The organism is Bradyrhizobium sp. SOJA106 (assembly GCF_059448745.1).
Map to the genome: position 1 here is coordinate 5,384,932 of NZ_CM182549.1, position 25,910 is coordinate 5,410,841.

At 63.3% G+C, this 25,910-nt stretch carries 24 protein-coding genes, 1 tRNA gene and 1 pseudogene; 6 read left to right on the forward strand and 20 right to left on the reverse strand.

Translation table 11 applies throughout. From position 1 onward, the window contains the following. The first annotated feature begins 111 nt into the window (after positions 1-111). Entirely contained in the window at positions 112-897 is a 786-nt protein-coding gene (locus AC5V87_RS25290; RefSeq protein WP_456837860.1) for an SDR family NAD(P)-dependent oxidoreductase, read from the forward strand. 422 nt (positions 898-1,319) lie between these two features. On the opposite strand, the gene AC5V87_RS25295 is transcribed toward AC5V87_RS25290, so the two are convergent. Next, the gene (locus AC5V87_RS25295; protein WP_456836948.1) at positions 1,320-2,420 is read right to left on the reverse strand and encodes an IS4 family transposase; all 1,101 of its coding nucleotides are present in this window, start codon (positions 2,418-2,420) and stop codon (positions 1,320-1,322) included. A gap of 786 nt (positions 2,421-3,206) precedes the next feature. On the opposite strand from AC5V87_RS25295, the gene argE reads away from it, so the two are divergent. Then, positions 3,207-4,394 (forward strand): acetylornithine deacetylase, encoded by a 1,188-nt coding sequence (gene argE, locus AC5V87_RS25300; protein ID WP_495368049.1) that lies wholly within the window; start codon positions 3,207-3,209, stop codon positions 4,392-4,394. 259 nt (positions 4,395-4,653) lie between these two features. Next, entirely contained in the window at positions 4,654-4,950 is a 297-nt protein-coding gene (locus AC5V87_RS25305) for a GIY-YIG nuclease family protein (RefSeq protein WP_456837857.1), read from the forward strand. 105 nt (positions 4,951-5,055) lie between these two features. Here the strand turns inward: AC5V87_RS25305 and AC5V87_RS25310 are convergent, their stop codons facing one another. Further along, positions 5,056-6,114: a phosphotransferase family protein gene (locus tag AC5V87_RS25310; protein WP_456843310.1), complete on the reverse strand. Its 1,059-nt coding sequence runs from the start codon at positions 6,112-6,114 to the stop codon at positions 5,056-5,058. A 93-nt stretch (positions 6,115-6,207) separates the two neighbouring features. Then, positions 6,208-7,443, reverse strand: a complete 1,236-nt coding sequence (locus tag AC5V87_RS25315; protein ID WP_456837856.1) for an acyl-CoA dehydrogenase family protein — start codon at positions 7,441-7,443, stop codon at positions 6,208-6,210. Positions 7,444-7,772: 329 nt separating this feature from the next. Between AC5V87_RS25315 and AC5V87_RS25320 the strand changes: the two genes are divergently transcribed. Then, complete coding sequence (locus AC5V87_RS25320; protein WP_456837855.1) at positions 7,773-8,435, forward strand: TetR/AcrR family transcriptional regulator; 663 nt, start codon at positions 7,773-7,775, stop codon at positions 8,433-8,435. Positions 8,436-8,633: 198 nt separating this feature from the next. Here AC5V87_RS25320 and AC5V87_RS25325 read toward each other — a convergent pair whose 3' ends face one another. The 15 genes and pseudogenes from AC5V87_RS25325 to AC5V87_RS25395 all read right to left on the reverse strand — a co-directional run bounded on the left by AC5V87_RS25325 (position 8,634) and on the right by AC5V87_RS25395 (position 23,160). Further along, complete coding sequence (locus tag AC5V87_RS25325) at positions 8,634-9,026, reverse strand: RidA family protein (protein WP_456837854.1); 393 nt, start codon at positions 9,024-9,026, stop codon at positions 8,634-8,636. Between the two features lie 166 nt (positions 9,027-9,192). Continuing rightward, positions 9,193-9,414: a hypothetical protein gene (locus AC5V87_RS25330; RefSeq protein ID WP_456837853.1), complete on the reverse strand. Its 222-nt coding sequence runs from the start codon at positions 9,412-9,414 to the stop codon at positions 9,193-9,195. Between the two features lie 292 nt (positions 9,415-9,706). Continuing rightward, on the reverse strand, positions 9,707-10,936 hold the full coding sequence (locus AC5V87_RS25335; RefSeq protein WP_495368050.1) for a CaiB/BaiF CoA transferase family protein: 1,230 nt from the start codon (positions 10,934-10,936) through the stop codon (positions 9,707-9,709). 154 nt (positions 10,937-11,090) lie between these two features. Further along, positions 11,091-12,296 carry an MFS transporter gene (locus AC5V87_RS25340; protein WP_495368051.1) on the reverse strand — a complete coding sequence of 402 codons (1,206 nt, stop codon included), beginning with the start codon at positions 12,294-12,296 and terminating at the stop codon, positions 11,091-11,093. Between the two features lie 134 nt (positions 12,297-12,430). Next, positions 12,431-13,258 (reverse strand): 3-oxoadipate:acetyl-CoA acetyltransferase, encoded by an 828-nt coding sequence (locus tag AC5V87_RS25345; protein WP_495368052.1) that lies wholly within the window; start codon positions 13,256-13,258, stop codon positions 12,431-12,433. A gap of 121 nt (positions 13,259-13,379) precedes the next feature. Then, positions 13,380-14,765, reverse strand: a complete 1,386-nt coding sequence (locus AC5V87_RS25350; protein WP_495368053.1) for an MFS transporter — start codon at positions 14,763-14,765, stop codon at positions 13,380-13,382. 232 nt (positions 14,766-14,997) lie between these two features. Continuing rightward, positions 14,998-15,171, reverse strand: a complete 174-nt coding sequence (locus tag AC5V87_RS25355; protein ID WP_495372039.1) for a hypothetical protein — start codon at positions 15,169-15,171, stop codon at positions 14,998-15,000. A gap of 35 nt (positions 15,172-15,206) precedes the next feature. Further along, positions 15,207-15,410, reverse strand: coding sequence for a hypothetical protein (locus AC5V87_RS25360; RefSeq protein WP_456837848.1), 204 nt, complete (start codon positions 15,408-15,410; stop codon positions 15,207-15,209). 30 nt (positions 15,411-15,440) lie between these two features. Then, positions 15,441-16,775, reverse strand: a complete 1,335-nt coding sequence (locus tag AC5V87_RS25365) for a PQQ-dependent sugar dehydrogenase (RefSeq protein ID WP_456837847.1) — start codon at positions 16,773-16,775, stop codon at positions 15,441-15,443. After that, positions 16,772-17,224: a DUF2231 domain-containing protein gene (locus tag AC5V87_RS25370; protein ID WP_456837846.1), complete on the reverse strand. Its 453-nt coding sequence runs from the start codon at positions 17,222-17,224 to the stop codon at positions 16,772-16,774. The genes AC5V87_RS25365 and AC5V87_RS25370 overlap by 4 nt, the downstream gene beginning before the upstream one ends. A 62-nt stretch (positions 17,225-17,286) precedes the next feature. After that, positions 17,287-18,246 carry a GDP-L-fucose synthase gene (gene fcl / locus AC5V87_RS25375; RefSeq protein WP_495368054.1) on the reverse strand — a complete coding sequence of 320 codons (960 nt, stop codon included), beginning with the start codon at positions 18,244-18,246 and terminating at the stop codon, positions 17,287-17,289. Continuing rightward, positions 18,227-19,297 carry a GDP-mannose 4,6-dehydratase gene (gene gmd / locus AC5V87_RS25380; protein WP_495368055.1) on the reverse strand — a complete coding sequence of 357 codons (1,071 nt, stop codon included), beginning with the start codon at positions 19,295-19,297 and terminating at the stop codon, positions 18,227-18,229. The genes fcl and gmd overlap by 20 nt, the downstream gene beginning before the upstream one ends. A gap of 637 nt (positions 19,298-19,934) precedes the next feature. Next, complete coding sequence (locus AC5V87_RS25385) at positions 19,935-21,140, reverse strand: ABC transporter substrate-binding protein (RefSeq protein WP_495368056.1); 1,206 nt, start codon at positions 21,138-21,140, stop codon at positions 19,935-19,937. Positions 21,141-21,165: 25 nt separating this feature from the next. Further along, positions 21,166-22,299: a CaiB/BaiF CoA transferase family protein gene (locus AC5V87_RS25390; RefSeq protein WP_495368057.1), complete on the reverse strand. Its 1,134-nt coding sequence runs from the start codon at positions 22,297-22,299 to the stop codon at positions 21,166-21,168. Positions 22,300-22,367: 68 nt separating this feature from the next. Then, positions 22,368-23,160, reverse strand: a pseudogene (locus AC5V87_RS25395) (enoyl-CoA hydratase/isomerase family protein). A gap of 100 nt (positions 23,161-23,260) precedes the next feature. Between AC5V87_RS25395 and AC5V87_RS25400 the strand changes: the two are divergent. Further along, positions 23,261-23,911, forward strand: coding sequence for a GntR family transcriptional regulator (locus tag AC5V87_RS25400; protein ID WP_495368058.1), 651 nt, complete (start codon positions 23,261-23,263; stop codon positions 23,909-23,911). A gap of 168 nt (positions 23,912-24,079) precedes the next feature. On the opposite strand, the gene AC5V87_RS25405 is transcribed toward AC5V87_RS25400, so the two are convergent. After that, positions 24,080-24,153: transfer RNA gene (locus AC5V87_RS25405), tRNA-Gly, on the reverse strand. A gap of 662 nt (positions 24,154-24,815) precedes the next feature. Here AC5V87_RS25405 and AC5V87_RS25410 point away from each other — a divergent pair. Continuing rightward, positions 24,816-25,196 (forward strand): YciI family protein, encoded by a 381-nt coding sequence (locus tag AC5V87_RS25410; protein WP_495368059.1) that lies wholly within the window; start codon positions 24,816-24,818, stop codon positions 25,194-25,196. A 12-nt stretch (positions 25,197-25,208) separates the two neighbouring features. On the opposite strand, the gene AC5V87_RS25415 is transcribed toward AC5V87_RS25410, so the two are convergent. Then, positions 25,209-25,799 carry a TMEM175 family protein gene (locus tag AC5V87_RS25415; RefSeq protein ID WP_456837839.1) on the reverse strand — a complete coding sequence of 197 codons (591 nt, stop codon included), beginning with the start codon at positions 25,797-25,799 and terminating at the stop codon, positions 25,209-25,211. Positions 25,800-25,910 lie beyond the last annotated feature (111 nt).

The following is a 25,910-nucleotide window of genomic DNA, read 5'->3' on the forward strand; positions in this document are numbered from 1 at the left end:
ATGTCGCTGTACGTGAGTAGCGAACGTGTCTCAAGACACTTTACTGTTTCAAATTCTGTTTGAAATTCCGTCGCGCGGCAAGCGTCGCGCACGAACCAAAAGGAGAAGCGCATGGGCCGCCTGCAAGGCAAATCCGTCATCATCACCGGCGCCGGCAGCGGCATCGGCCGCGCGGCTGCACTCCTCTTCACCAAGGAAGGCGCCAAGCTGATCGCGGTCGATCGTACCGAGGCGGTGAAGGAGACGGTCGACGAGGTGAAGAAGGCCGGCGGCGTCGCTGAAGCCATGGTCGCGGACGCGGGCTCCGAAAAGGACGTCATCGCGGTCATCGACAAGGCGGTGAAGACGCATGGCCGCCTCGACGTGATCTGGGCCAATGCCGGCGTCTCGGGCGGGCTCGTCCCGCTTGCCGAGCAGACGGTGGAACACTGGCAAGAGATCCTGCGCGTCAACCTGATCGGACCGTTCCTCGCGGTGAAATACGCAATGCCGCACATGGTGAAGCAGCAGTCCGGCGCGATCGTGCTGACGGCATCCGTCGCAGGCCTCAAGGCCGGTGCCAGCGGGCATCCGTACGCGGCCAGCAAGGCCGGCGTGATCTCTCTGGTGCAGACCACCGCCTACTCGCTCACCGGCACCGGCGTGCGCATCAACGCGGTGTGCCCCGGCCTGATCGAAACCGGCATGACCAAGCCCATCTTCGACCGCGCCAAGGAGCGCGGCACCCAGGACAAGATCGGCCAGCTCAATCCGCTGAAGCGCGCCGGCCAGCCGCATGAGCTCGCCGCGATGGGGCTGTTTTTGGCGAGCGACGAAGCCTCGTATGTGAATGGACAGGCATTCCCGGTGGACGGCGGCCTCACGGCATCGATGCCGTACACGGGGAAGCCGATTTAGTTCATACGCTCTCGTGTCCCGGACGCGACGCAGCGCGCAAGCGTTGCGGCGCAGAGCCGGGACCAAAGTGCCACAAGCATAGGCCCCGGCTCTGCAGCGCACCGCTGAAGAAGCGCTGCGCTGCGTCCGGGGCACGGGACTGTTGCTGAATTGCAGGCACACTTTCGCATCCCCGCGGCGCATTTCGCCCGAGCTTTGCCTCGTCACTCGACCCTCAATTGAGAAGAGGGCGCAGGGAAGACCGCATAGGCGTTAAGGTAGCGCAAGCATTGATTGATATTGACGTTTTCGGGGAGGCTCGCGCAGGTGCCGCCCAAGCGCTCGCTTACTGCGGCGCAAGCGGCGGATGGTTGGTTGTGGAATGATTGCTTGCAGCAAGGATGCAACGAGTTGTTGCAAGATACGCCAACCGCCAGGTGTCGTCAGGCGGCCTGCTTCCAGTGGGGAGAGTCCTCGAAGTCGCGGACAAGCGGCTCGAGCAGCAGGATAATCAAGAGGTGAGCCAGCAGGTAGGGCTTCGCCGAACGCTGATCAGTTCCAGGCGGTGTCTTGAGACCAATCAGGCTTTTCAGTCGCTTGAAGCCAAGTTCGATCCGCCATCGCAGTCGATAGAGTGCAAGCACATCCTTGGCGGAGAACTCGTCCCGTGCGAGCGACGTGACCAGAATGACCCAATCCGCGGCTTCCAGAGTCCCTTTGGAGATGATGCGGTTTTCGTCTCGTGCGTCTCGCCGAGCTTTACGACGCGAAGCCGCGGCCGCACCGGTGGGCTTCTTGACCGCAACCAGACGCATAGCCAGAGGCGCCCCGTCCTTGCGTTTGATCCAAATCCTCCGATCGATCAGTCCGCGTGCCTTTGCCGCACGCAATTGGGCCATCAGATCGAATGGAAGGCCTTGGGCATCAAGCCAGCGCGCGTTCTTCCAGCCTGCTCGGATCAGAACGTCGGCACCAGCCGCGCGGACAGCCGCGATGCGGTCAGGTTGCAGATAAGCGCGGTCAGCAATGCGGATCTCGTTCTTGACTACTGGTATCCGGTCAAACGTTTCGCCCTCTTGCTGATCCGTTAGCTCGAAGTGACCAAAGCGCTCACTTGGCAGATCAAATGCACTATGAAGCCGCCAAAGCTCACTGCTCCTGCGGGCAGTCGGCCCGGCCTGAGGTACTGTCGTCGCATCGACGATGCGGATCAGGCGGCCTCGGCTCGCCTTCGGCGCTGCCGCATCGAGCAAGCTCTCCACCAGCACTGCAAACCAATCGCCACATTGACGCAGGCGATAGAACAACGCCACGCTGCTGAGGTCCGCAAGGCCAACAGAAGCCGCCCACGCAGCTGTCGATCTCAATCCTCTTTCCCCTAAACAATAGGCCAGCATCAGCCGAAGCAACGCCACCGCGTCTGGAATTTGGCGCCGCCGCGCGAAAGCCTTCGTCTGGCGCGCGCTTATCTCAAGCTGCTCAGCCCCACCCAGCTGCGCAACCACTCTCGTCCAGTCCTCATTTAGAAGCGATTCGTCTGCCATGCCCCTTGGAATCACGTGTGATTCCAACACTCAAGAATAAACTTAACGCCTATGGGGAAGACCGGGTGCCGGCCGGGCACCCACGGTCCACTGTGCGAAAGGTGGCAACAAGAAGCTGCACAGCGGCATACAGGTGGAGCCTAACAACCGGCCTTCCCTGCGCAGTGGTTGGAACGGCGTATGTCGTGCTCTCCCCGGGGAGCGATGCACTATTGCCCCCGTCGCCTTGCGGATGGCTGATGCGCGTGTCCGGTTGGACAGCACACATCACCGCAAGACTTGGCGCACAGACCCCGGGGCGCCAGGACCACACGATTTGGCCGTACGCGAACCACACCTGTCGTTGGCACGAGGCTCTCGCTCACGGCTGCCCGCCCTGCGAAGCTTGTCGCGCCGATGTGGTCCACGCCCACCGCCGCCCGGCCCGCGTTCGTGACGATCGCGATCCGCCCCTCTTCCTTGGGCCGGGTTGCGGCGACACATACGCTATTTCCGAAATTCGGTAAAGCGGAATATTTTGGTGATCGCGGCTTGACCGAACCTTTGGTGTTTCGCTCGCTCGACAGTACAAGATGTGGCAGCTCTCCCTCGTCATTCCGGGCGCGACGAAGGCGCGAACTCAGAATCAATTTCGCCGCACGTGATGCGGCCCGATGGATTCCCGGGCTCGATGCTCCGCATCGCCCCGAAATGGCGGCTGCGATCTTGATTTGCCCGACCGCCCACCACGTTGGTATGGTTCATGCAAGCAATTTCAGCCTCTGCAATCCCCGACACGAAGTAACAATGCCGAACCCGATCTTCCCGAGCTCCAGAGCCGATCGCATCCGCCACCTTCTCGCCGACCTCGTCGGCTTCGACACGATCAGCGATCGCACCAACCTGCCCCTGATCGCGCACATCGAGAGCTATCTCGCCTTCCTCGGCATCAAGGGCGAGCGCATCATCGACGAGACCGGGCAGAAGGCTTCGCTGTGGGTCACGGTCGGGCCCGAGGACCGCCCCGGCTTCGTGCTATCGGGCCACACCGACGTCGTGCCTGTTATCGGCCAGGACTGGAGCCACGATCCGTTCAAGCTGGTCGAACGCGACGGCAAGCTCTTTGGCCGCGGCACCACCGACATGAAGGGCTTTGTCGCGGTGTGCCTGGCCATGGTGCCGGAGATGCTGGAGGCGAAACTGGCGACGCCGATTCATCTTGCGATCTCCTATGACGAGGAGATCGGCTGCGTCGGCGTGCGGCCGATGCTGCGCGAGGTGGCAAGGAAGAAGGTCCGGCCGCTCGGTGCCTTCATCGGCGAGCCGACCCAGATGCAGGTCATCATCGGCCACAAGGGCAAGCACGGCATGCGCGCCACGTTCCATGGCCTCGCCCGCCATTCCTCGATCGCGCCCGACGGCGTCAACGCGATCGAATATGCCGCGGAATTGATCGTCGAGATCCGCCGCCGCGCCGAGAAGCTCGCGGCCGCGCGGTCGACGGACAGCCTCTACGACGTTCCGCATTCGACGCTGCTCACCAGCATCGTGCATGGCGGCGCCGCGCTGAACATCGTACCGGACACCTGCGCGGTGGACTTCGAATGCCGCGGCATCGGCATCACCGAGTCGCGCGAGGTCACGGACGCGATCGTCGCGTGGGCCAAAGCCGAGCTCGAGCCGGCGATGAAGGCGAGACACCCGGAGTGCGGCATCGATTTCGAAGAGATCCTCGATTATCCCGCGCTCGATACCGCCGCCGATGCGGCGATCGTCACGCTCGCCAAGAGCCTTGCGGGGCGCAACGATCACGCCAAGGTCGCCTTCGGCACCGAGGCGAGCCTGTTTGCCAGCATGGCCGGTATCCCCTCGGCGGTGATCGGCCCCGGCTCGATCGCGCAGGCGCACACGCCGGATGAGTTCGTCGAGATGGCAGAGCTGGAGAAATGCGCAGGGTTCGTCGAGAGGCTGATCGCGCATTGTGCGAAGGCGTGACCCGCGGGTGCTTTAGGACTCGAACAGCGCAGCTGGGTCCCAGCTCTGCGGCGCATCACGTTGTGATGCGCCTTGTCCGGGACACGAGAGCATGCACTTGATTGCTCGGGAATCACAGACGTGGAAATCCGGTCTCGTGTCCCGGACGCGGTGCGGCACGAAGTGACGCTCCGCAGAGCCGGGACCCAGAGCGCTCGGCAAAGGCGCCGAAACATGCAACCTTAGATTACGTCACCCCATCGACGCCGGTTGCGCAACGATGTCCCTCTTCGTTTACATCCTGGCCAGCAAACGAAACGGCACGCTCTACATCGGCGTGACGAACAATCTCGTTCGCCGCATGACCGAGCACAAGGCAAAGCTCATTCCTGGCTTCACGCGACAGTATGACGTGACATTGCTGGTCTACTTCGAAACCTTCGAGTCGGTGCTCGAGGCGCGTTCGCGCGAACATTCGCTGAAGCGCTGGCGTCGCGCCTGGAAGCTCGAGCTGATCGAGAAGCTCAATCCGGATTGGCGCGATCTCACTGATGAACTGAATACCTTGGCGGCGTGACAGGGCCCCGGCTCTGCGGCGCAGCACTCCGTGCTGCACCGCGTCCGGGACACAAGAGCGGCAAACAAGCAAAAGGCGCGACCATCGGCCGCGCCTCCGTCGTTCCTAAACCGCGCCCGCCTTCTGCGCATACTCCCATGACGCCTTCGACAGCGGCACGGTGCGCTTGGCGGATTCCAGCGCCTTGGCGTTGGCGGCGGTGCCGTCGCGGATGCGGCCGGCGATACCTTGCGTGATGCCCGCGAGGCGAAAGAGATTGTAGGAAAAATACCAATTGAGATCCGGCACACTCATCCTGGTGACGTTGCAGTAGATCTGTGCCGCCTGTTCCAGGCTCGGGATGTTCAGCGCCTCGAGATCGACGCCCTGCAGGCCAGGCATGATCCACTGCATGAGCAGATAGGTGAAGTCGGCCATGGGATCGCCGAGCGTCGACAGCTCCCAGTCGAGCACGGCCTGCACGCGCGGTTCCGTCGCATGGAAAATCATGTTGTCGAGACGATAGTCGCCGTGAACGATCGAGACGCGCGCCTGCTCCGGCACGGTCTTGGGCAGCCATTCGGCGACCTTCTCGAACTCGGGAATGTGCTGCGTCTCGGACGCGCGATATTGCTTGGTCCAGCGATCGATCTGCCGTGCAAAATAGTTGCCGGGCTTGCCGAAGTCGCCGAGCCCGATCGCGACGGGATCGAACATGTGGAGTTTCGCCAACGTCTCGATCTTGCTGGTAAAGATCTTGCGCCGCGCGTCGGCGTCCTGGCTCGGCAGCGTCGGATCCCAGAACACCCGGCCCTCCTCCATCGACATGATGTAGAAGGCCGCGCCGATCACGCTGTCGTCCTGGCACAGCGCGTAGGCGTGTGCGACCGGAAAGCCCTGCTTTCCAAGGGCCGCAATGACGCGATATTCGCGATCGACCGCGTGCGCCGACGGCAGCAATTTGCCAAACGGCTTTCGGCGCATCACGTAGGAACGGTTCGGCGTGTTGAGGCGATAGGTCGGGTTGGACTGGCCGCCCTTGAACTGGAGCACGACCAGCGGGCCTTGAAAACCTTCGACGTTCTCGCGCATCCAGGCTTCCAGGCGCAGCTCGTCAAAACGATGCCGCTCCTCGACCGGCTTGGTGCCCGAGAACTCTTCGTCTTTCCTGACGCCGTCAGCCACGGTGACGCTCCCTCTTCTCATGTCGTCATTCCGGGGCTCGCGTAGCGAGAACCCGGAACGACGGTGCGGGGAGCACGCAGCTCTCCCAGATTTTTAGTGCGCGGGAGAGTTTGCATACTTCCGAAGTTCAAGTCTGGCAATGGCGCGATTGTGCACCTCGTCCGGACCGTCGGCGAGACGGAGCGTGCGGATGTGGGCGTAGTCCTTGGCAAGGCCGGCTTCATCCGAGACGCCGGCGCCGCCAAAGGCCTGGATCGCCTGATCGATGATCCTCAAGGCCATGTTGGGACCTGCGACCTTGATCATGGCGATCTCGAGCTGCGCGGTCTTGTTGCCGACCTTGTCCATCATGTCGGCGGCCTTGAGGCACAACAGGCGGTTCATCTCGATGTCGGTGCGAGCCTCGCCGATGCGCTGCTCCCACACACTGTGCTCGATGATCTTCTTGCCGAAGGCGGTGCGCGAGGCGAGCCGCTTCACCATCTTCTCCAGCGCCTCCTCGGCCTTGCCGATGGTGCGCATGCAGTGGTGGATGCGGCCGGGGCCGAGGCGGCCCTGTGCGATCTCGAAGCCGCGGCCTTCGCCGAGCAGGATGTTCTCCTTCGGCACCCGCACGTTCTCGAGCAGCACCTGGGCATGACCATGCGGCGCGTCGTCGAAGCCGAACACGGGCAGCATCTTCTCGACCTTGATGCCGGGCGTGTCGAGCGGAACCAAGATCTGCGACTGCTGCTGGTGCTTGGCGGCCGACGGATCGGTCTTGCCCATCAGGATCGCGATCTTGCAGCGGGGATCGCCGACGCCCGACGACCACCATTTGCGGCCGTTGATGACGTAGTGATCGCCGTCCTTCTCGATGCGGGTCTCGATGTTGGTCGCATCCGATGATGCGACCGCAGGTTCCGTCATCAGGAAGGCCGAGCGGATCTCGCCGTCCATCAGCGGGCGCAGCCATTTGCGCTTCTGCTCCTTGGTGCCGTAGCGGATGAACACTTCCATGTTGCCGGTGTCGGGCGCCGAACAGTTGAACACTTCCGAGGCCCAGGTGATGCGGCCCATCTCCTCCGACAGCAGCGCGTATTCGAGATTGGTCAATCCCGCGCCGCGGAATTCGTCGTCCTCATGCTCGCTCGGCGGCATGAACATGTTCCACAGGCCTTCGGCCTTGGCCTTCTTCTTGAGGTCCTCGAGGATCGGGATGACCTTCCAGCGCTCGCCGCTGCGATCCTGCTCGTCATAAATAGGCACCGCCGGGCGCACGTGCTTGGCCATGAAGGACCGCACGCGGTCGAGCCATTCCTTCTGCTTCGGCGACAGATCGAAATCCATGGGACGCTCCTCGTTTCTCTCTCACTGGTCGTTTTGCGCCGGACTGTCCTCCCGCCGCGCACGGCCCGCAAGCGCGACGTGCGGGCGTTTTGCGGAACCGGCCCGCAAATTGCGAACGAGTCCCGATTGCGGATTGACTTTTACCGGCCTTCAAACGATAGTTTCATACAACTGTTTGAATTGCAACTCCCGACGCTTCGTGCCTCGCACGTCATTCCGGGGCGACGCAAAGCGTCGAACCCGGAATCCAGAGATTGCGGCGCGGGATTCCGGGTTCGCGACCGTATCGCGCCCCGGAATGACAAAGGTCCCAAGCCGAGATCCAAGCCATGGCCAGCGATCACACCAGGTCCGCCATTCTCGCCGCCGCCGAGCGGCTCTATGCCGACCGCGGCTTTGGCGATGTCACGTTGCGTGACATCGTGGCGGAGGCGGGCGTCAACCTCGCCGCGGTCAACTATCATTTCGGCTCGAAGGACGAGTTGATCGCGGAACTGTTCGTCACCCGCTCGATCGCGACCAACCGCGAGCGTCTGCGCGAATTGAAGGCGGCCGAAGAGCAAGGCGGCGGCCGCGCGCCGATCGAGGGGATCCTGCATGCGCTGGTCGGCCCGACCTTGCGCGGCTGCCTTGGACCTGAGAACCAGCGCTCCACCGCGGCACGTTTCATGATCCGCGCCTCGATCGAATCCGTGCCGCCGATCCGCCGCATCAAGAACCGCGAGATCGACCATTTGCGCAAATTCGTCGGTGCGATGCGCAGATCCCTGCCCGACCGCAGTGAGGTCGAGATCTATTGGGGCCTGAACTTCGCGCTCGCGATGGCGCACCACACCATCCGCGAGAGCGAACGCCTGACCAAGCTGTCGGAGGGCAAATGCGATCTCGACGATGTCGAGGACGTCATCGCGCGCGTCGTCAGCGTGGCGACGATGGCACTGACGGCCGGACGGGCGGAGACGAAGGTGCCGGCGAAGGTTGCTGCACGTTAAAGCGCGATGAGGTCAGGATGAATCGTCATCGCGCTTTAGCTTGTTGTTTGCTCATGATCTTTTCCGAAAACCGCTGCGCACTTTTCCGGATCATGCTTTGGAACGAGCCTCACCGCGCCGGCGCTACGCTTCCTCGCCCCGTTCTTACGCGGAGAGGGTTCCGCGCGAGCGGAAAGAGGTGAAGTAACCGCTCGCGCGTCACATCATCGCGATGCAGTCGATCTCGACGTCGAAGGGAGCGAACCATTCAGGCGTGCAGACGAAGATCCGCGCCGGCGGATCATGGGGGAAATAGCGCGCATAGACCGCATTGAACGCGGCGAAGTGTTTGGTCGAGGTGCAGTAGACGTTGCACTTCATGACATTGTCGAGGCTGGCGCCGGCCGTCTCGAGGCACAGCTTCATCTGCTCCATGATGATCTCACTCTGCCGTTCGATCGGCGCTTCTGCGATCTCGCCGGTCTCGGGATTGAATGGCGGCAGGCCGGCGACGAAGATCATGTTGCCGGCGCGCGTCACCGGCGAGGTCGGCGCCTTCCAGCGATCGAGAAAGGACGAGATCGGTTCGACGCGGAGCGCTTCGCGTTTCATGGACCACCTTCGGTTCAAGCGAGACTGGGGCCTGACTACACTATTCTGCAGCCGGCATGCTTCGCTAAAGCTCGAAGTGTGGTGCGCGGGCTAAAGCGCGATTGGATCGCGCTTTAGTTTATTGTTTGCATGATCTTTCCGCAAAACCGCTGCGCACTTTTCCGGATCATGCTTTGCCCTGCTGCGGCATCTCCTCGGCCTCTTCCTTGGCGAGCAGCAGCAGCATCTCGATGCCCATCTCGCCTTCCTGCGGCGAGCGGATGAACTTGATTTCGTCGGCGCTCTGCCGCAGCGCGGCGATGATGGCGACGGCCTGATTTGCGGTGGCCGCCTCTGTCGCCAGAATTGCCTTCTGGTCCTTGGCCTGGAACCCGATCGTATAGGACATGCGCTTCCCTCCCGACTTATGGGAGGAGATCAGACTCGGGCGCGAAGCGGAAGCCTGTGCGACTACGGACCGGGTTTATCTGGGGATTGCGCGCAAGCTCCACGCAAGGCCCGGCCAGCGCCACACTGAGGTCACCAATCCGTGCGCAGCAATCCGCGGCCTCCGCCAGCCCCAGCATCGCGCGCGTCCTCCGCGGTCGCAGCGGTGGCGAAGAGCAACCCGAACTGGTCGCGCACGCCGCCGGCATTTTTGAAGAGCCTCGGCGTCCCCTCCAGAGGAGGGGCAAAGGGCACTAGATGATCCCCTGCTGCTTCAGCTCCCCGATCTTGCCGGCATCATAGCCGAGCTTGCCCGCCAGCACCTCCTCGGTATGCTCGCCGAGCAGCGGCGGGGCGCGGTAGGTCTTGATCGGAGTTTCCGAGAGGGTCAGCGCGTTCCGGATCAGCGACAGGTCCGGCTGGAACGGATGATCGACCTTCACGCGCATGCCGCGCGACTGCACGTGCGGATCGGAAAACACCTGCTCGAAATTGTTGATCGGCCCCGACGGCACGCCGGCCTCCTCGAGCTTCTCCAGCCAGTAGGCCACCGGCTTTTTCAGGAACAGGCCGGCGAAGATCGCCATGATCTCCTTGCCGTGCACGACGCGGTCGTTGTTCTTGATGAAGCGCGGATCGCTGGCAAGCCCGGGCTCGCCGAGCACGGCGCAGGTGCGCTGGAACTGGCCGTCATTGCCGACCACCACCATCAGCTCGCCGTCGGTGCAGCGGAACACGCCGGCCGGCATGCCGCCATTGCCCCAGGTGCCGCGGCGCGGGGGGACCTTGCCGTTGACGAGGTAGATCTGCAGCCAGTGGCTGAGCGAGGCGATCACGGTGTCGAACAGGCAGACGTCGATGTGCTGTCCCTGACCGCCATTGGCGTCGCGATTGTAGAGCGCCGAGAGAATCCCGATCGAGGCGTTCATGCCGGTCATGTAATCGACGATCGAGGGACCGACCTTCATCGGGCCCTCGCCCGGCTCGCCGTCGATATGGCCGGTGACGCTCATCAGGCCGCCCATCGCCTGCAGAATGGCGTCATAGCCGGCGCGCGGCGCGTAAGGGCCGGTCTGGCCGAAGCCGGTCACCGAGCAGTAGATGATTTTCGGGTTGATCGCCTTGATGGTCTCATAGTCGAGGCCGTAGCGCTTGAGATCGCCGACCTTGTAGTTCTCCATGAAGACGTCGGCGTCCTTGGCGAGCTCGCGGATGATCGCCTGCCCCTCGGGCTTGGCGATGTTGACGGTGACCGACTTCTTGTTGCGGTTGGCGCAGAGATAGAACGAGTTGTTGTTGTTCGCCTTGCCTTCGGGGTCGGTCAGATAAGGCGGGCCGAAGGCGCGCGCGTCGTCGCCGGTGCCCGGCCGCTCGATCTTGATCACCTCCGCGCCGAGATCGCCCAGCATCTGGGCCGACAGGGGACCGGCAAGCACGCGGGTGAGGTCAAGGATCTTGATGCCTGAGAGCGGCAGGGCCGACATGTAAGTTTCCTCCGGGGAACTGGATATTGGCGCGGCGGGCCGAGCCAGGCCGCGCTTCCTGCGGATACACTATTTTCGTTCTGCGAGCACTGCGCTCCGGGCATATGGCCACCCCGCCACGGCGGCGGCGAATTTCCGCGCTGCGAATATCTCGTCAGGTCACGGCCGCCGCGGCAACATGCGGCCTGCGCCGGCCGAGCAGGACCAGGATCAGCACCGTGGCGCAGGAGAACACGAAGGTGAGACCGAGCGCGCCGCGGCTGCCGAACTCTGTGAGCAGGCCGGCGAGCAACGGCGGGGAGATCGCGGAGGCGAGATTGAGCGGCAGCGCGATCATCGACATCGCCTTGGCGAACTCGGCCTGGTCGTAGAACACCAGCGGGATCGTCGCCCGTGCCACCGCCATCGCGCCGCTGCCGGCGCCATACAGCAGGATGAAAACGGCGACCGCCCAGGTCGCCCCCTCGCTCAGCATCAAGAGCAGCATCGCCACGGGCAGCGCTGTGCCGGCGACGAGCCCGGTCGTGATGCCATCCCAGCGGCCGCCGCCGAGGAAGTCGAGGCCGCGGGCGCTGACCTGGATCACGCCGAGCATGGAGCCGAACGCGATCGCCTGCGCGGGCGCCAGCCCTTCCGCGCGCAGCAGCTCGATGAACACCGCGCTGAGGCCGAAATTGACGAAGGCATTGAGGGTGATCGCGGAGACCACGAGGCCGAACGTGCCCCGGGCAATTCGCGGCGCCTCCGCGCGCTTTGCCGGCGCAGCACTGTCGTCCTTCGCGACGGGCCGGCGCGGTGCTGCGAAGGCATAGAGCGGCAGCGAGACGAGGATCAGCATGGCGGCGTAGACGAGGCAGGTCCCGCGCCAGCCGAGATGGCCGCTGAGGAACGACGTGGCCGGCCAGAAGATGCTGCTGGAGAGGCCCGTCACCAGCATGAGCGCGCCGATCGCGCTCTTGGCCTGGCGCCCCGCGATCTCGTTCAGCATGATGTAGGCGCCGGTCGAGAGCGTGGCGCTGCCGGCGACGCCGAAGATGGTCCAGGCGGCGAAGTAGAGCACCGGCTCGCGCGCGAAGGACAGCAGCACGAAGCCGGGCACGGTGAGGACCGTCCCGACCATCATGACCTTGCGCGCGCCATGCCGCGCGAATGCCTTGGCGAGCCAGGGCGCGCACAGGCCCATGGTGACATAGAGAACGGAGGTCCCGCCGAACACCGCCGGCAGGCTCATGCCGAGGTCAGCCGCGAGATCCCGCCCGACGATGGCGGGAAGCCCGATCGTGCCCCATCCGATGAGCTGGGTGATCGCGAGCACCAGCAGGACGCCGATGCGCCTGCTGTCAGATTTCAAGAACCGCATTCCAACCGTCGCCTGCCCGGCAGGCGCCGATCACGCCTGTGCCGCCCGTCTTAGCCGGAGACTCAGCGCAGGGGAACGCCGGCCGCCGAATGGCAGAATGCAGCCGGGAGCATGTCAGCAGGAGGCAGTAGCCCCTACCCCGCGAGCCCGAGCAGGGATCGCGCCTCGGCCGCGGTCGCGACGCGCCGGCCGTGGCGCGCGACAGCCTCGCAGGCGACGGTCACGAGCTCGGCGTTGCTGGCGGCGAGGCGCGTCTTGTCGATCCGGATATTGTCCTCCAGCCCGGTGCGGACCGCATCAGCGCCCCGCGCGAGAGCCCAGCCCATGACCTCGGCCTGGTGGCGCCCGATCCCGGCGGCGGTCCACGTCGCTTGCGGGATCAGCCGCTTCAACTCTCCCAGCAGGATGTCGAGGACATGCTCGTCGGCCGGCATCGCGTTCTTGACGCCCATGACGAACTGCACGTGCGGACGCGCATCGATCAGCCCCGCCTCGATCAGGCGGCGCGCGCCATGCAGATGCGACAGATCGAAGATCTCGATCTCCGGCCGGATGCCATTCGCCTTCATGCCGGTGGCGAGCGTCTCGACCAGCGCGGCGCTGTTCTCGTAGACGATCGTCGGAAAGTTCACCGAGCCCGTGGACAGCGAGGCCATGTCGGGCTTCAAATAGAGCGACGATCCACGCGCCGAGGGATCGCGGCCTCGCCCGCCGGTCGAGAACTGAACGATCATTCCCGGGCAATGCTTTTTGATGCCCTCCTGCACCAGGGCAAAGCGCTCGGGGTCGGAGGACGGCGTCTCGTCATCGTTGCGAACATGGATGTGGGCCAGCGTGGCGCCGGCCTCGAAAGCCTGCTGCGTCGATTCGATCTGTTCGGACGGCAGGATGGGCACCGCCGGGTTGTCCTTCTTGCGCGGAACGGAGCCGGTGATAGCGACAGCAACGACGACGGGGTTCATCCCTTGACCTCATGATGATCGCGCTCGCGCGCAGAAGGTTCGACCAGGCCATCACGTAACGCGTTAAGCCTGCCGCTGCAAACTCCACCGGCCGCAGCGGCAGGGCTTCCCTGCGCTCTCGTCAGGTCGGAATTGCGGCCGCACCGCTCGCCGCCGCGCGCTGCCGCTCGTAATCGGCCCGCGCCATCGGGACGGCCTTGGGATCACCGAGATCGTCGATGCTGATCCGGTAGGTTTCCCGTGCCGTGACGGCGGCCAGCGCCGCGATGACGGTGATGCCGAAGGCGATCGCCCCGACCGTCAAGGGAATGTTGGGCGAACCGGGAGGCGCCACGGTCGCAAACAGCGCCGGGAGCAACGCGGTGATGGTCGTGCCGATGTTCTGCGAGATCGCCATTGCCGACACACGGGTGCGCGTCGGAAACAGCTCCGGGTAGAAGCTCGGGAAGATCGCGTTGTAGCCCTGGTAGACCACGCCCCACATCAGCAGCGAGAGCAGGATCGCGAGCGGCACGTTCCTGATGCTGATGGCATAGAGGTAGCCGAACGCGAGCAGGCCGGAGAGCAGCGCGCCCACGATGATCGGAGGCTTGCGGCCGACCTTGTCGGAGAGATGGCCGACAAAGGGAATGACGAACACGGCCAGCATGTTTCCGAGCACCGGGATCCACAGATAGACGTCCCTGGCGAAACCGATGCCATAGGCGGGCTGCACCGCATATGCCGCACCGAAGATGGTCGCAACGACGGGAATGACGTTCATCAGGGCCATGCAGATCACCCTGAGCATGTCGCGCCAGCTCAGCTTGATGGCCTGGACGATGGGCGCCCGCGGCGTTTCTCCCCGCTCGCCCTCGCGGGCAAAGGCCGGGGTCTCGTCGACTTCGCGGCGAATGATGTAGCCGGCGACGATGACGAAGAAGCTGAGCAGGAACGGAATCCGCCAGCCCCAGCTGTTGAAAGCTTCGGTCGGCATATAGGCCGCCAGCGGCAGGAACACCGCCGCCGCAAGGATCTGTCCGGCCTGCACGCCTTGAAGCGCGAAGCTTGCATAGAAGCCGCGCCGTCCGAACGGCGCGTGCTCCAGGATCATCGAACTGGCGCCGGAGATCTCACCGGCCACGGCAAAGCCCTGCACGAGGCGAAGGATGACGAGCAGGATCGGCGCCAAAATCCCGACCTGCTGATAGGTCGGCAGCAGACCCACCGCCATGGTCGAGATGCCCATCAGGAACATGCAGACGATGAGCACCGTCTTGCGGCCATGCGTGTCGCCCCAATGTCCGAGCACGAACGCGCCGATCGGCCGGGCCACATAGCCGACGCCGTAGGTCGCCAGCGATGCGACGATGGCGACGGTGGGATTGTCCGACGGGAAGAAGATTTGCGGGAAGATCAGCGAGGCGGCGGTGGCGTAGATGAAGAAGTCATAATATTCGAGAGCCGAACCGATCCAGCCGCTGGCAGCAGCCTTCCTGGACTGACTCGTCTGACGGGTCGCGGTCATCTCAAGATTCCTCCACTCGGTTCTTGACGTCCCGTTGCCGGGCTTCTTGGAGACATTGGGCAGCACTCTCCGCCCGCTCTGCGAAAGCCTCGCGAGCGCTCGTCACTGCCGATGGGTGTCTGATTGGTCGCGACAATAGGCTTTCGCCTGGGTAACACAATTACCCAGTTATGCGATAAACCTAACATGATGTTATTTTACGCGGAGGCCTTAACCTCCAGGCGGCCCCGGCCTAGGCGGTGTGGCCGGGATCGACCTGCTTTGGCGTCTTCTTGTCACGCTGAGGCGTCATCTTCGCCGGGTCGGGTGCGTCGGGCACACCGCGGGGCCCCAACTGCTCACGTTGGATGTCGTCTTCGGACCGGCAAGGTTCGACGCCGTTCGGCTCACGAGGCTTGGTCATCATGAGCTCCTTCTTTTTGCAGGTCTGCTGTCGACGCCTCAAATGCCGAGCGCGTTCTCGCCGGCCTCCCGGCCGGGCACGCTGACATGGACTTCGTGGCCCTCGCGCAGCGCCAGGGACGCTGCCGCGACGGCGGATTCGAACGCGGCTTCCTTGGTAGCGTATGTGTTCTTGACGTCGCCGTCATGCAGCACGCCCCATTCGTCCCGCACCGGTACGATGGCGTATTGAGCAAGGCCCATGATCTCCTCCTCCGTCTCTCTCATCCGTGTCTATCGCTGCGTGAGCTGCGGATGCGCGGCGGTCACGCGCCACACCGTGTTGCCGCTGTCGTCGGCAACCAAGAGCGCGCCAGTCCGGTCGATGGCGACGCCGACCGGGCGGCCGCGCGCGTGGCCGTCGTTGTCGAGGAAGCCGGTGACGACGTCCTGCGCCGGGCCGCTCGGCTTGCCGTCCGCGAACGGCACGTAGACGACCTTATAGCCGTTGAGATTCTGCCTGTTCCAGCTGCCGTGCTCGCCGACGAAGGCACCGCCGCGATAGTCGCTCGGCAGGCTGGTGCCGGTGTAGAAGGCCATGCCGAGCGGGGCGACATGCGAGCTCAGCGCGTAATCAGGCACGATCGCCTTGGCGACCAGATCCGGCCGCTCCGGCTTGACGCGGGGATCGACGTGCTGGCCGTAATAGCTATAGGGCCAGCCATAGAAGCCGCCGTCTTTCACCGACGTCATGTAATCGGGCACGAGGTCGGGACCAAGCTCGTCGCGCTCGTTCACCACCGTCCACAGCGCGCCGGTCTGCGGCTCGAAGGTGAGGCCGTTGGGATTGCGCAGGCCGCTTGCGAAGATGCGCCATCGGCCGCTGGCGCGGTCGACCTCGAGGATGGCGGCACGATTGTGCTCGGCCTCCATGCCGTTCTCGGTGATGTTGCTGTTGGAGCCGACGCCGGCATAGAGCTTCGAGCCATCGGGGCTCGCGACGAGACTCTTGGTCCAGTGGTGATCGATCGGCCCACCCGGCAGCTCAGTCAGCACCGTGCCTGGCGCGGTGATCTTGGTGTCGCCTTCGGTGTAGGGGTATTTCATGATCGCGTCGGTGTTGGCGACATAGAGATCGTTGCCGACCAGTGCGACGCCGAAGGGCGAGTTGAGATGGTCGAGGAAGACGCTCTGCGTATCCGGCACGCCGTCGCCGTTGCTGTCGCGCAACAGCGTGATGCGATTGCTCGGTCCTGTATCGCCGCCCGATGTCGCCCACGACTCGATATAGCCCATCACGATTTCCTTGGGCCGCTTGATCGGAGCGGATTTCGGCGCCTTGGATTCCACCACCAGCACGTCGCCGTTCGGAAGGACGTAGAGGAAGCGCGGATGCTGCAGGCCGGTGGCAAAGGCCTTGGCCTGGAGCCCCTGCGCGACAGTCGGCGTCTCGTCCTTTTTCCAGCCGACGATGCGCGCAATGTGTATCGGCGGCAGCAAATATTGCTGGATGTCAGGCAGCTTCGGGTTGGCGCCGATCTGCGCCTTTGGATCGCCGCTGCCGTCGTTGCAGCCGGCGAGGCACAACAGCGACGAGCATACGAGCGTGCGGGCAATCAAGGATGTCATCGCGCAACTCCCACGCCGTGGCGGTACACCATGGCCCAGCCCAGCCAGCCGGTGACCGGCAGGATCAGCACGGTGAGTGCGGACAGAACGAGCCCGGTCGGCCACACCGAGGTCCAGGCATCACGCGTGTGGATCAGCAGGTTGAAAACCGCCAGGACCAGCGCCACGGCGTTGCCGATCAGATGCGGCCAGGCCGGCGACTGCGCCCGCACCAGACGGTTGCCGAGGAAGTCGGTCAGGCCCGCGATCGCCGCCAGCACGCCGAAGACGACGCCGAACAGCAGAAGCCAGGTGGAGAAATTCGCCCACATCATCTCGGCGCTGACGACATAGGCGATGTCGGTGAGGAGCGCGCCGATGAAGCACACGATCGGGATCGGCACCAGCATCGGATGAATCGGATGGCCGGCGATTTGCGCGCTAGAGCGCACGCGCACAGCTTCTTGCACGGTTGGCCTCGTGTGACTTTCGCCCTGCCCGACCGGCCAACTCGTGCTTGCAGCGAAGGTTCCTACACCTGCGCCGTCATGTCCAGGTCGGCCAGATAGGCCGCGTAGGCGCGCTTCAAACCATCGTGAAGCGATGTCGTCGCGCGCCAGCCGAGCCCATTGAGGCGGCTGACATCGAGCAGCTTCCGCGGCGTGCCGTCTGGCCTTGATGTGTCGAAACTGATCTCGCCGCTGTAGCCGACGATCCCGGCCACGACACGCGCGAATTCGGCGACCGCAATGTCCTCGCCGGTGCCGATGTTGACCAGCTCGGACCCGGAATAGGTCTTCATCAGGTGCACGCAGGCATCCGCCATGTCGTCGACATAGAGGAACTCGCGCCGCGGCGTGCCGGTGCCCCAGACCACGACATTGTTCGCGCCCGACAGTTTCGCTTCATGGAAGCGCCGGATCAGCGCGGCGACGACGTGGCTCAGCTCGGGGTGATAATTATCGCCGGGGCCATAGAGATTGGTCGGCATCACGCTGATGAAGTCGCTGCCATACTGGCTGCGATAGGCCTCCGCCATCTTGATCCCGGCGATCTTGGCAATCGCATAGGGCTCGTTGGTCGGCTCCAGCGGGCCGGTCAGCACGAAATCCTCGCGCAGCGGCTGCGCCGCCAGCTTCGGATAGATGCAGGACGAGCCCAGAAACATCAGCTTCTCGGCGCCGTTCAGGTAGGCGGCGTGGATCACGTTGGCCGCAATCGCGATGTTGTCGTAGATGAACTCGGCCCGCAGCGTGTTGTTGGCGACGATGCCGCCGACCTTGGCGGCAGCAAGGAAGATCACCTGCGGCCGCACGCGGGCGAACCAGTCGAACACGGCGGCCTGGTTGCAGAGATCGACCTCGCGGCGATCCACCGTGACGAGCCTCGCATCCTCCCGTTCGAGCCGGCGCACCAGCGCAGCTCCGACCATGCCGCGATGGCCGGCGACGTAGACGCTCTTGCCTTTCAGCTCAAACGCTGTTCTTGCCACGGCCGGCGTCCCGTTTTGCGTCCGCCAGATCGCTCGCCACCATCTCCTCGACGAGCTCTGCAAACGTCCGCTTCGGCTTCCAGCCGAGCACCTGGCGTGCCTTGCTGGCGTCACCGACCAGGAGATCGACCTCGGTCGGGCGGAAATAGGTTGGATCGATTCTCACCAATGTCTTGCCGCTCTTGGCATCGATGCCGGTCTCGTCGACGCCTTGCCCGCGCCATTCAATGCGGCGGCCGACCTGTGCGAAGGACAGCTCGACCATCTCGCGCACCGAACGGGTCTCGCCGGTGGCGAGCACGAAATCATCAGGCTTGTCGGCCTGCAGGATCATGTGCATGCCCTCGACATAATCCCTGGCGTGGCCCCAGTCGCGCTTGGCCTCGAGATTACCGAGATACAGCGTCTGCTCGAGCCCGACCTCGATCCGCGCCACGCCGCGGGTGATCTTGCGGGTGACGAAGGTCTCGCCGCGGATCGGGCTCTCATGGTTGAACAGGATGCCGTTCGAGGCAAACATGCCGTAGGCTTCGCGGTAGTTCACCGTGATCCAGTAGCCGTAGAGCTTAGCGACGCCATAGGGCGAGCGCGGATAGAACGGCGTCGTCTCCTTCTGCGGGACCTCCTGCACGAGGCCGTAGAGCTCGGAGGTCGAGGCCTGATAGAACCGCGTCTCCTTCTCCATGCCGAGGATGCGGATCGCCTCCAGGAGGCGCAGCACGCCGAGGGCGTCGGCGTTGGCGGTATATTCCGGGCTCTCGAAGCTGACGGCGACGTGGCTCTGGGCGGCCAGATTGTAGATCTCTGTGGGGCGGATCTGCTGCATCAGGCGGATCAGATTGGTCGAATCCGTCATGTCGCCGTAATGCATCAGGAACGGCACATTGCCGACATGCGGGTCCTGGTAGAGATGGTCAACGCGCGCGGTGTTGAACGACGACGAGCGGCGCTTGATGCCGTGCACGATATAGCCGAGCGACAGCAGATATTCGGCGAGATAGGCGCCGTCCTGGCCGGTCACACCGGTGATGAGAGCGATCCGCTCGGTCATATGGCCCTTAAGCTCCCGGCGGCCACCCGACACGGGCGGTCCGCGCGTACGTGGCATCCGTCGATTTGACGCCCTTCTTGGACAGAACGGCCGTCAGCGTCAACTTCGTATGGGACCAAAGGGGATTTGGAGCGGGTGAAGGAGAATCGAACGGCCGTCCTCAGCTTGGAAGTCACAAAATTCGCAATCCGCGCGAGGCCGGTTCCGACATTTTGCAGCCCTCCGGACCCTTGAGATCACAAGGGAATTTCCCGTTGTCGGAATGGTCGTGCGAGTTTCCCGAACGGTCTCCTAGTCTATGGAAATCCATGAAGTACGGGTGGCAACGTGTCTCGCGAATTGAGCACAGCTCATCCGGCTCAGCCGGTCGCAGCGGAACGATTGTTTGGCAGGCAAGCTGTTAGCCCTCGGACCAGACCAGGCGACGCCACGAGGCCTTCCGACTATCAAATGGAGGCCGTTGTGGCCTACCTGGAAGAGTCGCGAGCCGGCCAGTCTCGCTGAGCGAGTATGAGGTCCACCCTCAGTTTCCAAATGAATCGAAGGCCACGAAGCGGAGGTATTTGTCCTCATGATGCACCACGTTGCATCTAGCTGGAGATGGATCGAGCCTCCGATTGGCGGAATCGAAATCTTTTTACCTCATATTCTCCGCATCCGGCCCAAACCGCTCCCATTTTTCCCCGTCGAACCGGATGAGTTGCTCCTGTTTGATCGGCGCAAAGTCCGTCGGTGACGTGTTGATCGTTATTCCCGGGAGAAGCATGTCGAGCTTCAGATCCTTCAGGCTGGCCGCTTGCTTCATCACGTTCTCTCGCGTGAGATTGTCCCCGCACATCTTGAGCACCTCCGCCAGGGTCTGCGCGACCGAATACCCATAGGTCGTGTTGGAATCGGCTTTGTCAGTTCCGGGCATGTATTCGTTCATGAAGGCAAGCCAGTGCCGGTAGCCCTCGTCGCCGCTCCAGGCCGGGTCGAGCGGGTCCTTCAAATATGCAGTCGAGATCACGCCCTTGGCGTTGTCGAGCCCGGCAGGTTTCAAGACAGCAGCCACCGACGTGGAGATGTTGTTCAGGATATGCAGCGGTCGCCATTGCAACTCACCCGTCTTGCGAATGGCCTGCGCGGCAAATTTCGGCGACGTCACGTCGAAAAAAACGTTCGCGCCGGATGCCTTCAATTGCGACATCTGGGGATCGATGGTCGGGTCCGTGATCTCATAGGACAATCTGGTTGTGGGCTCGAATTTGCCGGCTAGCCCCGCGACGAAACCCTTGACGTAGTCCCGTCCGGAATCGTCGTTCTGCAAAAGTATCCCTATTTTTGCATCGGAAAGCGTTTGAGCGACATACCGACCATAAATCCGTCCTTCGGCTTGGTAGCTTGGCTGCCAGCCCATCGTCCAGGGAAAGTGCGCCGGGTCGTTCCATCGCTCCGCACCACTGGCCACGAACAATTGCGGCACCTTCTTGCCGTTGAGGTACTTCTGCACAGCGGCATTGTGTGCCGTGCCGAGGATGTTGAAGGTCAGCAGAACCTCATCGCTCTCCACCAGCTTGCGGACTTGCTCGACGGCTTTCGGCGGACTGTAGGCATGATCGTAGGAGATGAAGTTGATCTTTCGACCGTTGATGCCTCCGTTCTTGTTGATCATCTCGAAGTACGCGGCCTCGACTTTCCCAATCACGGAATAAGCCGATCCCGGCCCGCTATAGGGCATCAAGTTACCGACCTTGATTTCGGTATCGCTGGCGCCCGGATCATATTGCTTCTGCGCGGAGGCGGCCGACGAAAGGAAGGCGACGCTCAAGGCGACGAACGTCAAGGAGCAGGCGTATCTCATTGTCAAATCCTCTTCGCGGAGCCGATCAGACGAGTCCGAGTTCTTGCAGGAGAGCGTTGCGATCGGCATCGAGCTCTGGCGCAGGCCGATAGTTTGCGAATTGCTCGCCGGCGAACCGGATGGGACAGGCCGCGGTTTTCAACACCATGCCCCCGGGAGCCTCCAACGGGACGAACATGTCGCGCGCATTGAGCTGCGGATCACGCAGTACGGCGGCGATGTCGTTCATCGGTCCACAGGGGATCCCGGCTTGCGTCAGGATGGGAAGCCATTCCTCGGCGGTTCTGGCGGCCAGCGCCTCTTCGATCCGCTCGGCGAGAGCACGATGATGTTCGCATCGCGATGAATTGGAGACGAATCGCGGATCGGCTTTGACGTCCTGCATCTGCAGCACATCGCAAAGATCTCTGAACTTCCGGTCGTTGCCGGCGGCGATGATGAGATGCCCGACCTTGCTCTTGAAGACGCCAAAGGGCGTGATAGAGGGGTGCCTGGAGCCGATAGGCCCCGGAACGACTTGCTCGACTTGATAACGAACAAGGGCATTCTCGAGCAGAGAGATCTGCGTATCGAGCATGGAAATATCGACGTGCTTACCGCGACCGGTGCGGGCGCGCTCGATCAACGCCGCCTGAACTCCGATCACCGCATGAGTGCCCGCGGCGATGTCGCCGATCGATACTCCGACGCGCGTCGGCGGGCCTCCCTCCTCGCCCGTCAAGCTCATGACACCGCCCATGGCCTGCACGACCATGTCGTAAGCCGGCAGTTCGCGGTAGGGTCCCGTCTGACCAAAGCCAGATATCGACGCCAGAACCAGCCGGGGAAAGCGCGAGCTGAGCGCCTCCCAGCCGTAGCCGAAACGGTCCATGGTACCGGGCGTAAAATTTTCCGCGAGGACATCGGCGTCCAGCAATAGTCGCTCGAATATCGCGCGGTCGGCAGCATCCTTGAGGTTCAGTGCGATCGATTCCTTGCTTCGATTGATCGAGAAGAAATAGCCTGAACTCGGCAAGCCATCGGCGTTCGAGATGAACGGGCCGATGTGCCGCGCGTCGTCACCGATGCCCGGCATCTCGACCTTTATGACCCGCGCGCCGAGATCCGCGAGCATCATGGTGCAATAAGGTCCCGCCAACACGCGGGTGAGATCGATCACGATCAGTCCAGCGAGTGGCCCCTTTGACCGCGGCTTCAGCGCGGACGCCGGTGGTGAGTGAGGTCCGGTCATCGGCCGTCCAGGTCGGCGCCGAAGCGCGGGGGACGCTTTTCGGCGAAAGCCGCGCTGCCCTCGCGCAGCTCGGCGCCCACGAGGCTCTCACGGTAACGCTGATCGGCAGCAGCACGATCGAACGAGTTTCTGGCGATCTCGTTGATGGCGCGTTTCATGCCACGCATGGCGGTCGGCGCATTGACAGCGAGAACAGAGGCGAGCTCCTTCACGCGCGCATCGAGGCTACCCGCAGGAACGGCTTCATCGAGATAGCCGATGCGCAGCATCTCGGCCGCGTCCAGTTTCAGGCCCGTGAGGAACAGCTTCTTTGTCGCCGCTACGCCGAGGCGCGACGCAAAGCGCATGAGACCGCTGCTGTAATAGTGAAGCCCGAGGCGCGCGGCCGGCATGAACATCTCGCAATCATCCACGCCGATCCTGAAATCGCAGGCGAGCGCAAGATCGGTCGCGCCGCCAGACTCCGCCGTTCAGTCTGCAGATGGTCGGTATCGCCAGAGTTTCGAGCTGATCGACGACGTTCGCAAAACCGGAAGCATGAACATCTTCCTTAGACGAGTTTCGCGCAGCGATGTCTCCGAGGTCGTATCCAGCGCTGAACGCGCGTCCTTCGCCGGTCAGGATGAGAACTCTCGCACCTGCCTTCTCAATGCTGGCGAAGTGCCCCGACAGCACGGCGAGATCGGCTGCGGTGATCTTGTTCATCTGCCGCGCGCGATTGAGCTTGATCGTCGCGATAGGCCCATCCGTCTTCAGCAAAGGGGCGCCGCTCAAATCCACGGAAGTCATCGGCGTTTCCTGTTGTCTTCGTTCTGTGCCCGGATTATATGTATTTTTTTAAATGGTCTACGTATACATAAAGGCATGAACGTATACATAAGGGCAGCCAATGCGGGTTCGCGTCTCCGATGAGCTTTGTCGACGGATCGAAAGCGATATCGCCGAGGGACGGCTGCTCCCCGGCGACAAGCTGGACGAGCAGAGCCTCGCCAGACGCTTTTCGGTCTCGCGCACGCCAGCGCGGGAAGCGCTGCTTCGCTTGGCCAATGAGGGTCTCGTCAAGTTCAGGTCGCGCCAAGGCGCAACCGTCGCGAGCATGACACCTCAGCGAGCGATCGGCATGGTGGAAATTCTCACTGCGCTCGAAGCGGAGGCTGCCGGTCTGGCGGCGCGCCGAATGACTGTCGCCGAACGAACCGACCTGCGTGAGATCCACGAGCAGTGCGCATCAGCCGTGCACACCGGCAACACGGCGCGCTACGTCGAACTCAACAACGCATTTCACCAAGCCATCTACGCTGGCGCGCGCAACACGCCCTTGGCCGATCTCGTGGCTGAAACCCGCCTTCGGATGCGGTTCTTCCGGCATCAGAGCTTGTCGCGACCGGCCCGCCTGGCGGCATCATTCGGCGAGCACGCTCTGATCGTCAGGGCGATTGAAACAGGGAGCGAAAGTGACGCACGGCAATCGATGCGCGCTCACATCATCGTCGGGGGCAACCTCTTTGCCGACATGGTCGCTTCCATCAAGCCCGAGTGACGGTTCCGCGCCCCGCGCCGTGAAAAGGTCATCGATAAGCGATGGTGCATCTTCATCACGATGATGAGGAGAAGCAGGACGCAAAAATGAAGCGGATCAAGCAGGCGGCCCAAAAGTGAACCCTTGTCGGAATGAAAACCAACAAGCTCACTAAGTAACTGAAATCATTGGAGCGGGTGAAGGGAATCGAACCCTCGTATTCAGCTTGGAAGGCTGCTGCTCTACCATTGAGCTACACCCGCGTTGGCGATCCCCTAACACGGCCCGGCGGCGGTCTCAACTGGCCCTGACCGGCCATTCCGCCCCGCAAACGCCCTTGTTCCCGGCCACTTCGCCCCACCTCTTAACCGCGGGGCGGTTTCTCCCTATATTGAGGCTCCCGAAACCAACGAAAGGAGGTGATCCAGTGTCTTATCTCAAGCGCTGTCACCTCGCTGGGATCGCCCGCTAAGCTCCAAGGCTTGGCATCGGGGCGCTCTCAGCCCTGGACCAGCGAGCAAGAAATCGGGCGCGACGGGGCCTCCCCGCCGCGCCTTTTCTTTTGGGATTTTGCTCGGAAGTGCCGGCTCGTCGCCGAGCAGCCCGGTAAAGACGCTGGCGAGCAGGCACGGGGCGATCACCTTGCTGGTCGGGCTCGCGAGCGAGAGCAGGAACGGCATTGCGGCGGTCGATATCTGTAGGGCGCTCATTGGCTCGCGCCGATCGCGGCGTGGGGCTTAGAAGCCGCAGAGGTTCTGGGCGCGGGGCCGCTTGCCGCGGCGGCTTTCGACGGGGAGCGGCAATCGGGTTTCCGGACGGTTTCGTCGCCGCGCCCGGCGATGCAATACTTTCCACGCCGCCATTGTCGGCGCAGGCTGTGGTGATACGTCCTTTGGACGCGCCCAGCAGAATCAACGAGGTGACGATGCTTTACGCCATCCTGGCCTACCATGTGGAAGACGAGGTCCTGTCCTGGACGCCGGAGCAGGACGCTGCGGTCGTGGCCAAGGTCATCGCGGTCCAGGCGCCGCTGCGGGCCAGCGGACAGTTCGGACCGGCCGCACGGCTGGATGAGACCCGAAAGGCCCGCACCCTGCGCGGCCCCGGCGCAGGGATGGTGCTGGACGGCCCCTTTGCCGAGACCAAGGAGCAGCTTCTGGGCTTTCACCTCATGGAATGCGAGACCGAGGATGAGGCGATCGCGGCCGCGCGGAAGCTGCGCGCCGTCAATCCGACCGCGGTCTACGAGATCCGTCCGGTGAAGCTTTACGTGCCGGCCGACGGGTTCGGCGCGACAGCGGGGTGACGGGCGCGCGCTTTAGGAACCCTGGTCCGCCGGCGCGGCATAGAAGCGCCGAATCAAAATCCCGCCGAAAGCGATGAACCACAGGAAGGGCGCGATGTGCGGCGCGAATGCCGCGACGATCGTGCCCGGAATGAACACCAGCAGCGGAAACAACGAGGCCATCGTCTCACGCCGCCAGCCGCCCAGAATCGTCCACCACAGCCACGCATTGAGGCCGGCGATCGCGGTCAGATGCAGGCCGTAGAGCACCGCCACCGCGCTGCTCATGGCGTAATTGGTGTAGAGGCCGTTGGTCACCGGCAGCAGCACGATCGAGAGCAGGAAGAACAGATTGAGGATCACCGCGCCGCGGGTGCCGACCGCCTGGCGTGCCAGCCGGCGGTGATGGCTGATCCAGAACAGGCCGGCGATGATGAAGCTGAGCGCAAAACCCGCGAGCTTGCCGGAATAGGCCTGGGCGAGATCGCCCCAGCCGGGCGCGCTGGTGAACACCGCGGCCCTGGGCAGGTCGTAGGCGAGCAGCGTCATGGCGACGCCGAAGATGGTGTTGCTGAGCGATTCCAGCCGCCGCATCTCGAACTGGTCGGGCTTGAGCTCGGTCATGCCGGTTGCGCGCTTTTCGAGCCTGGAACTTCGGGCTGTGTTGTCCCTAGGTCTTAACACCGGTTCCGTCCAGCCGCATTGCGATTCGCGTTGGGATCGCCGACCCTGTCG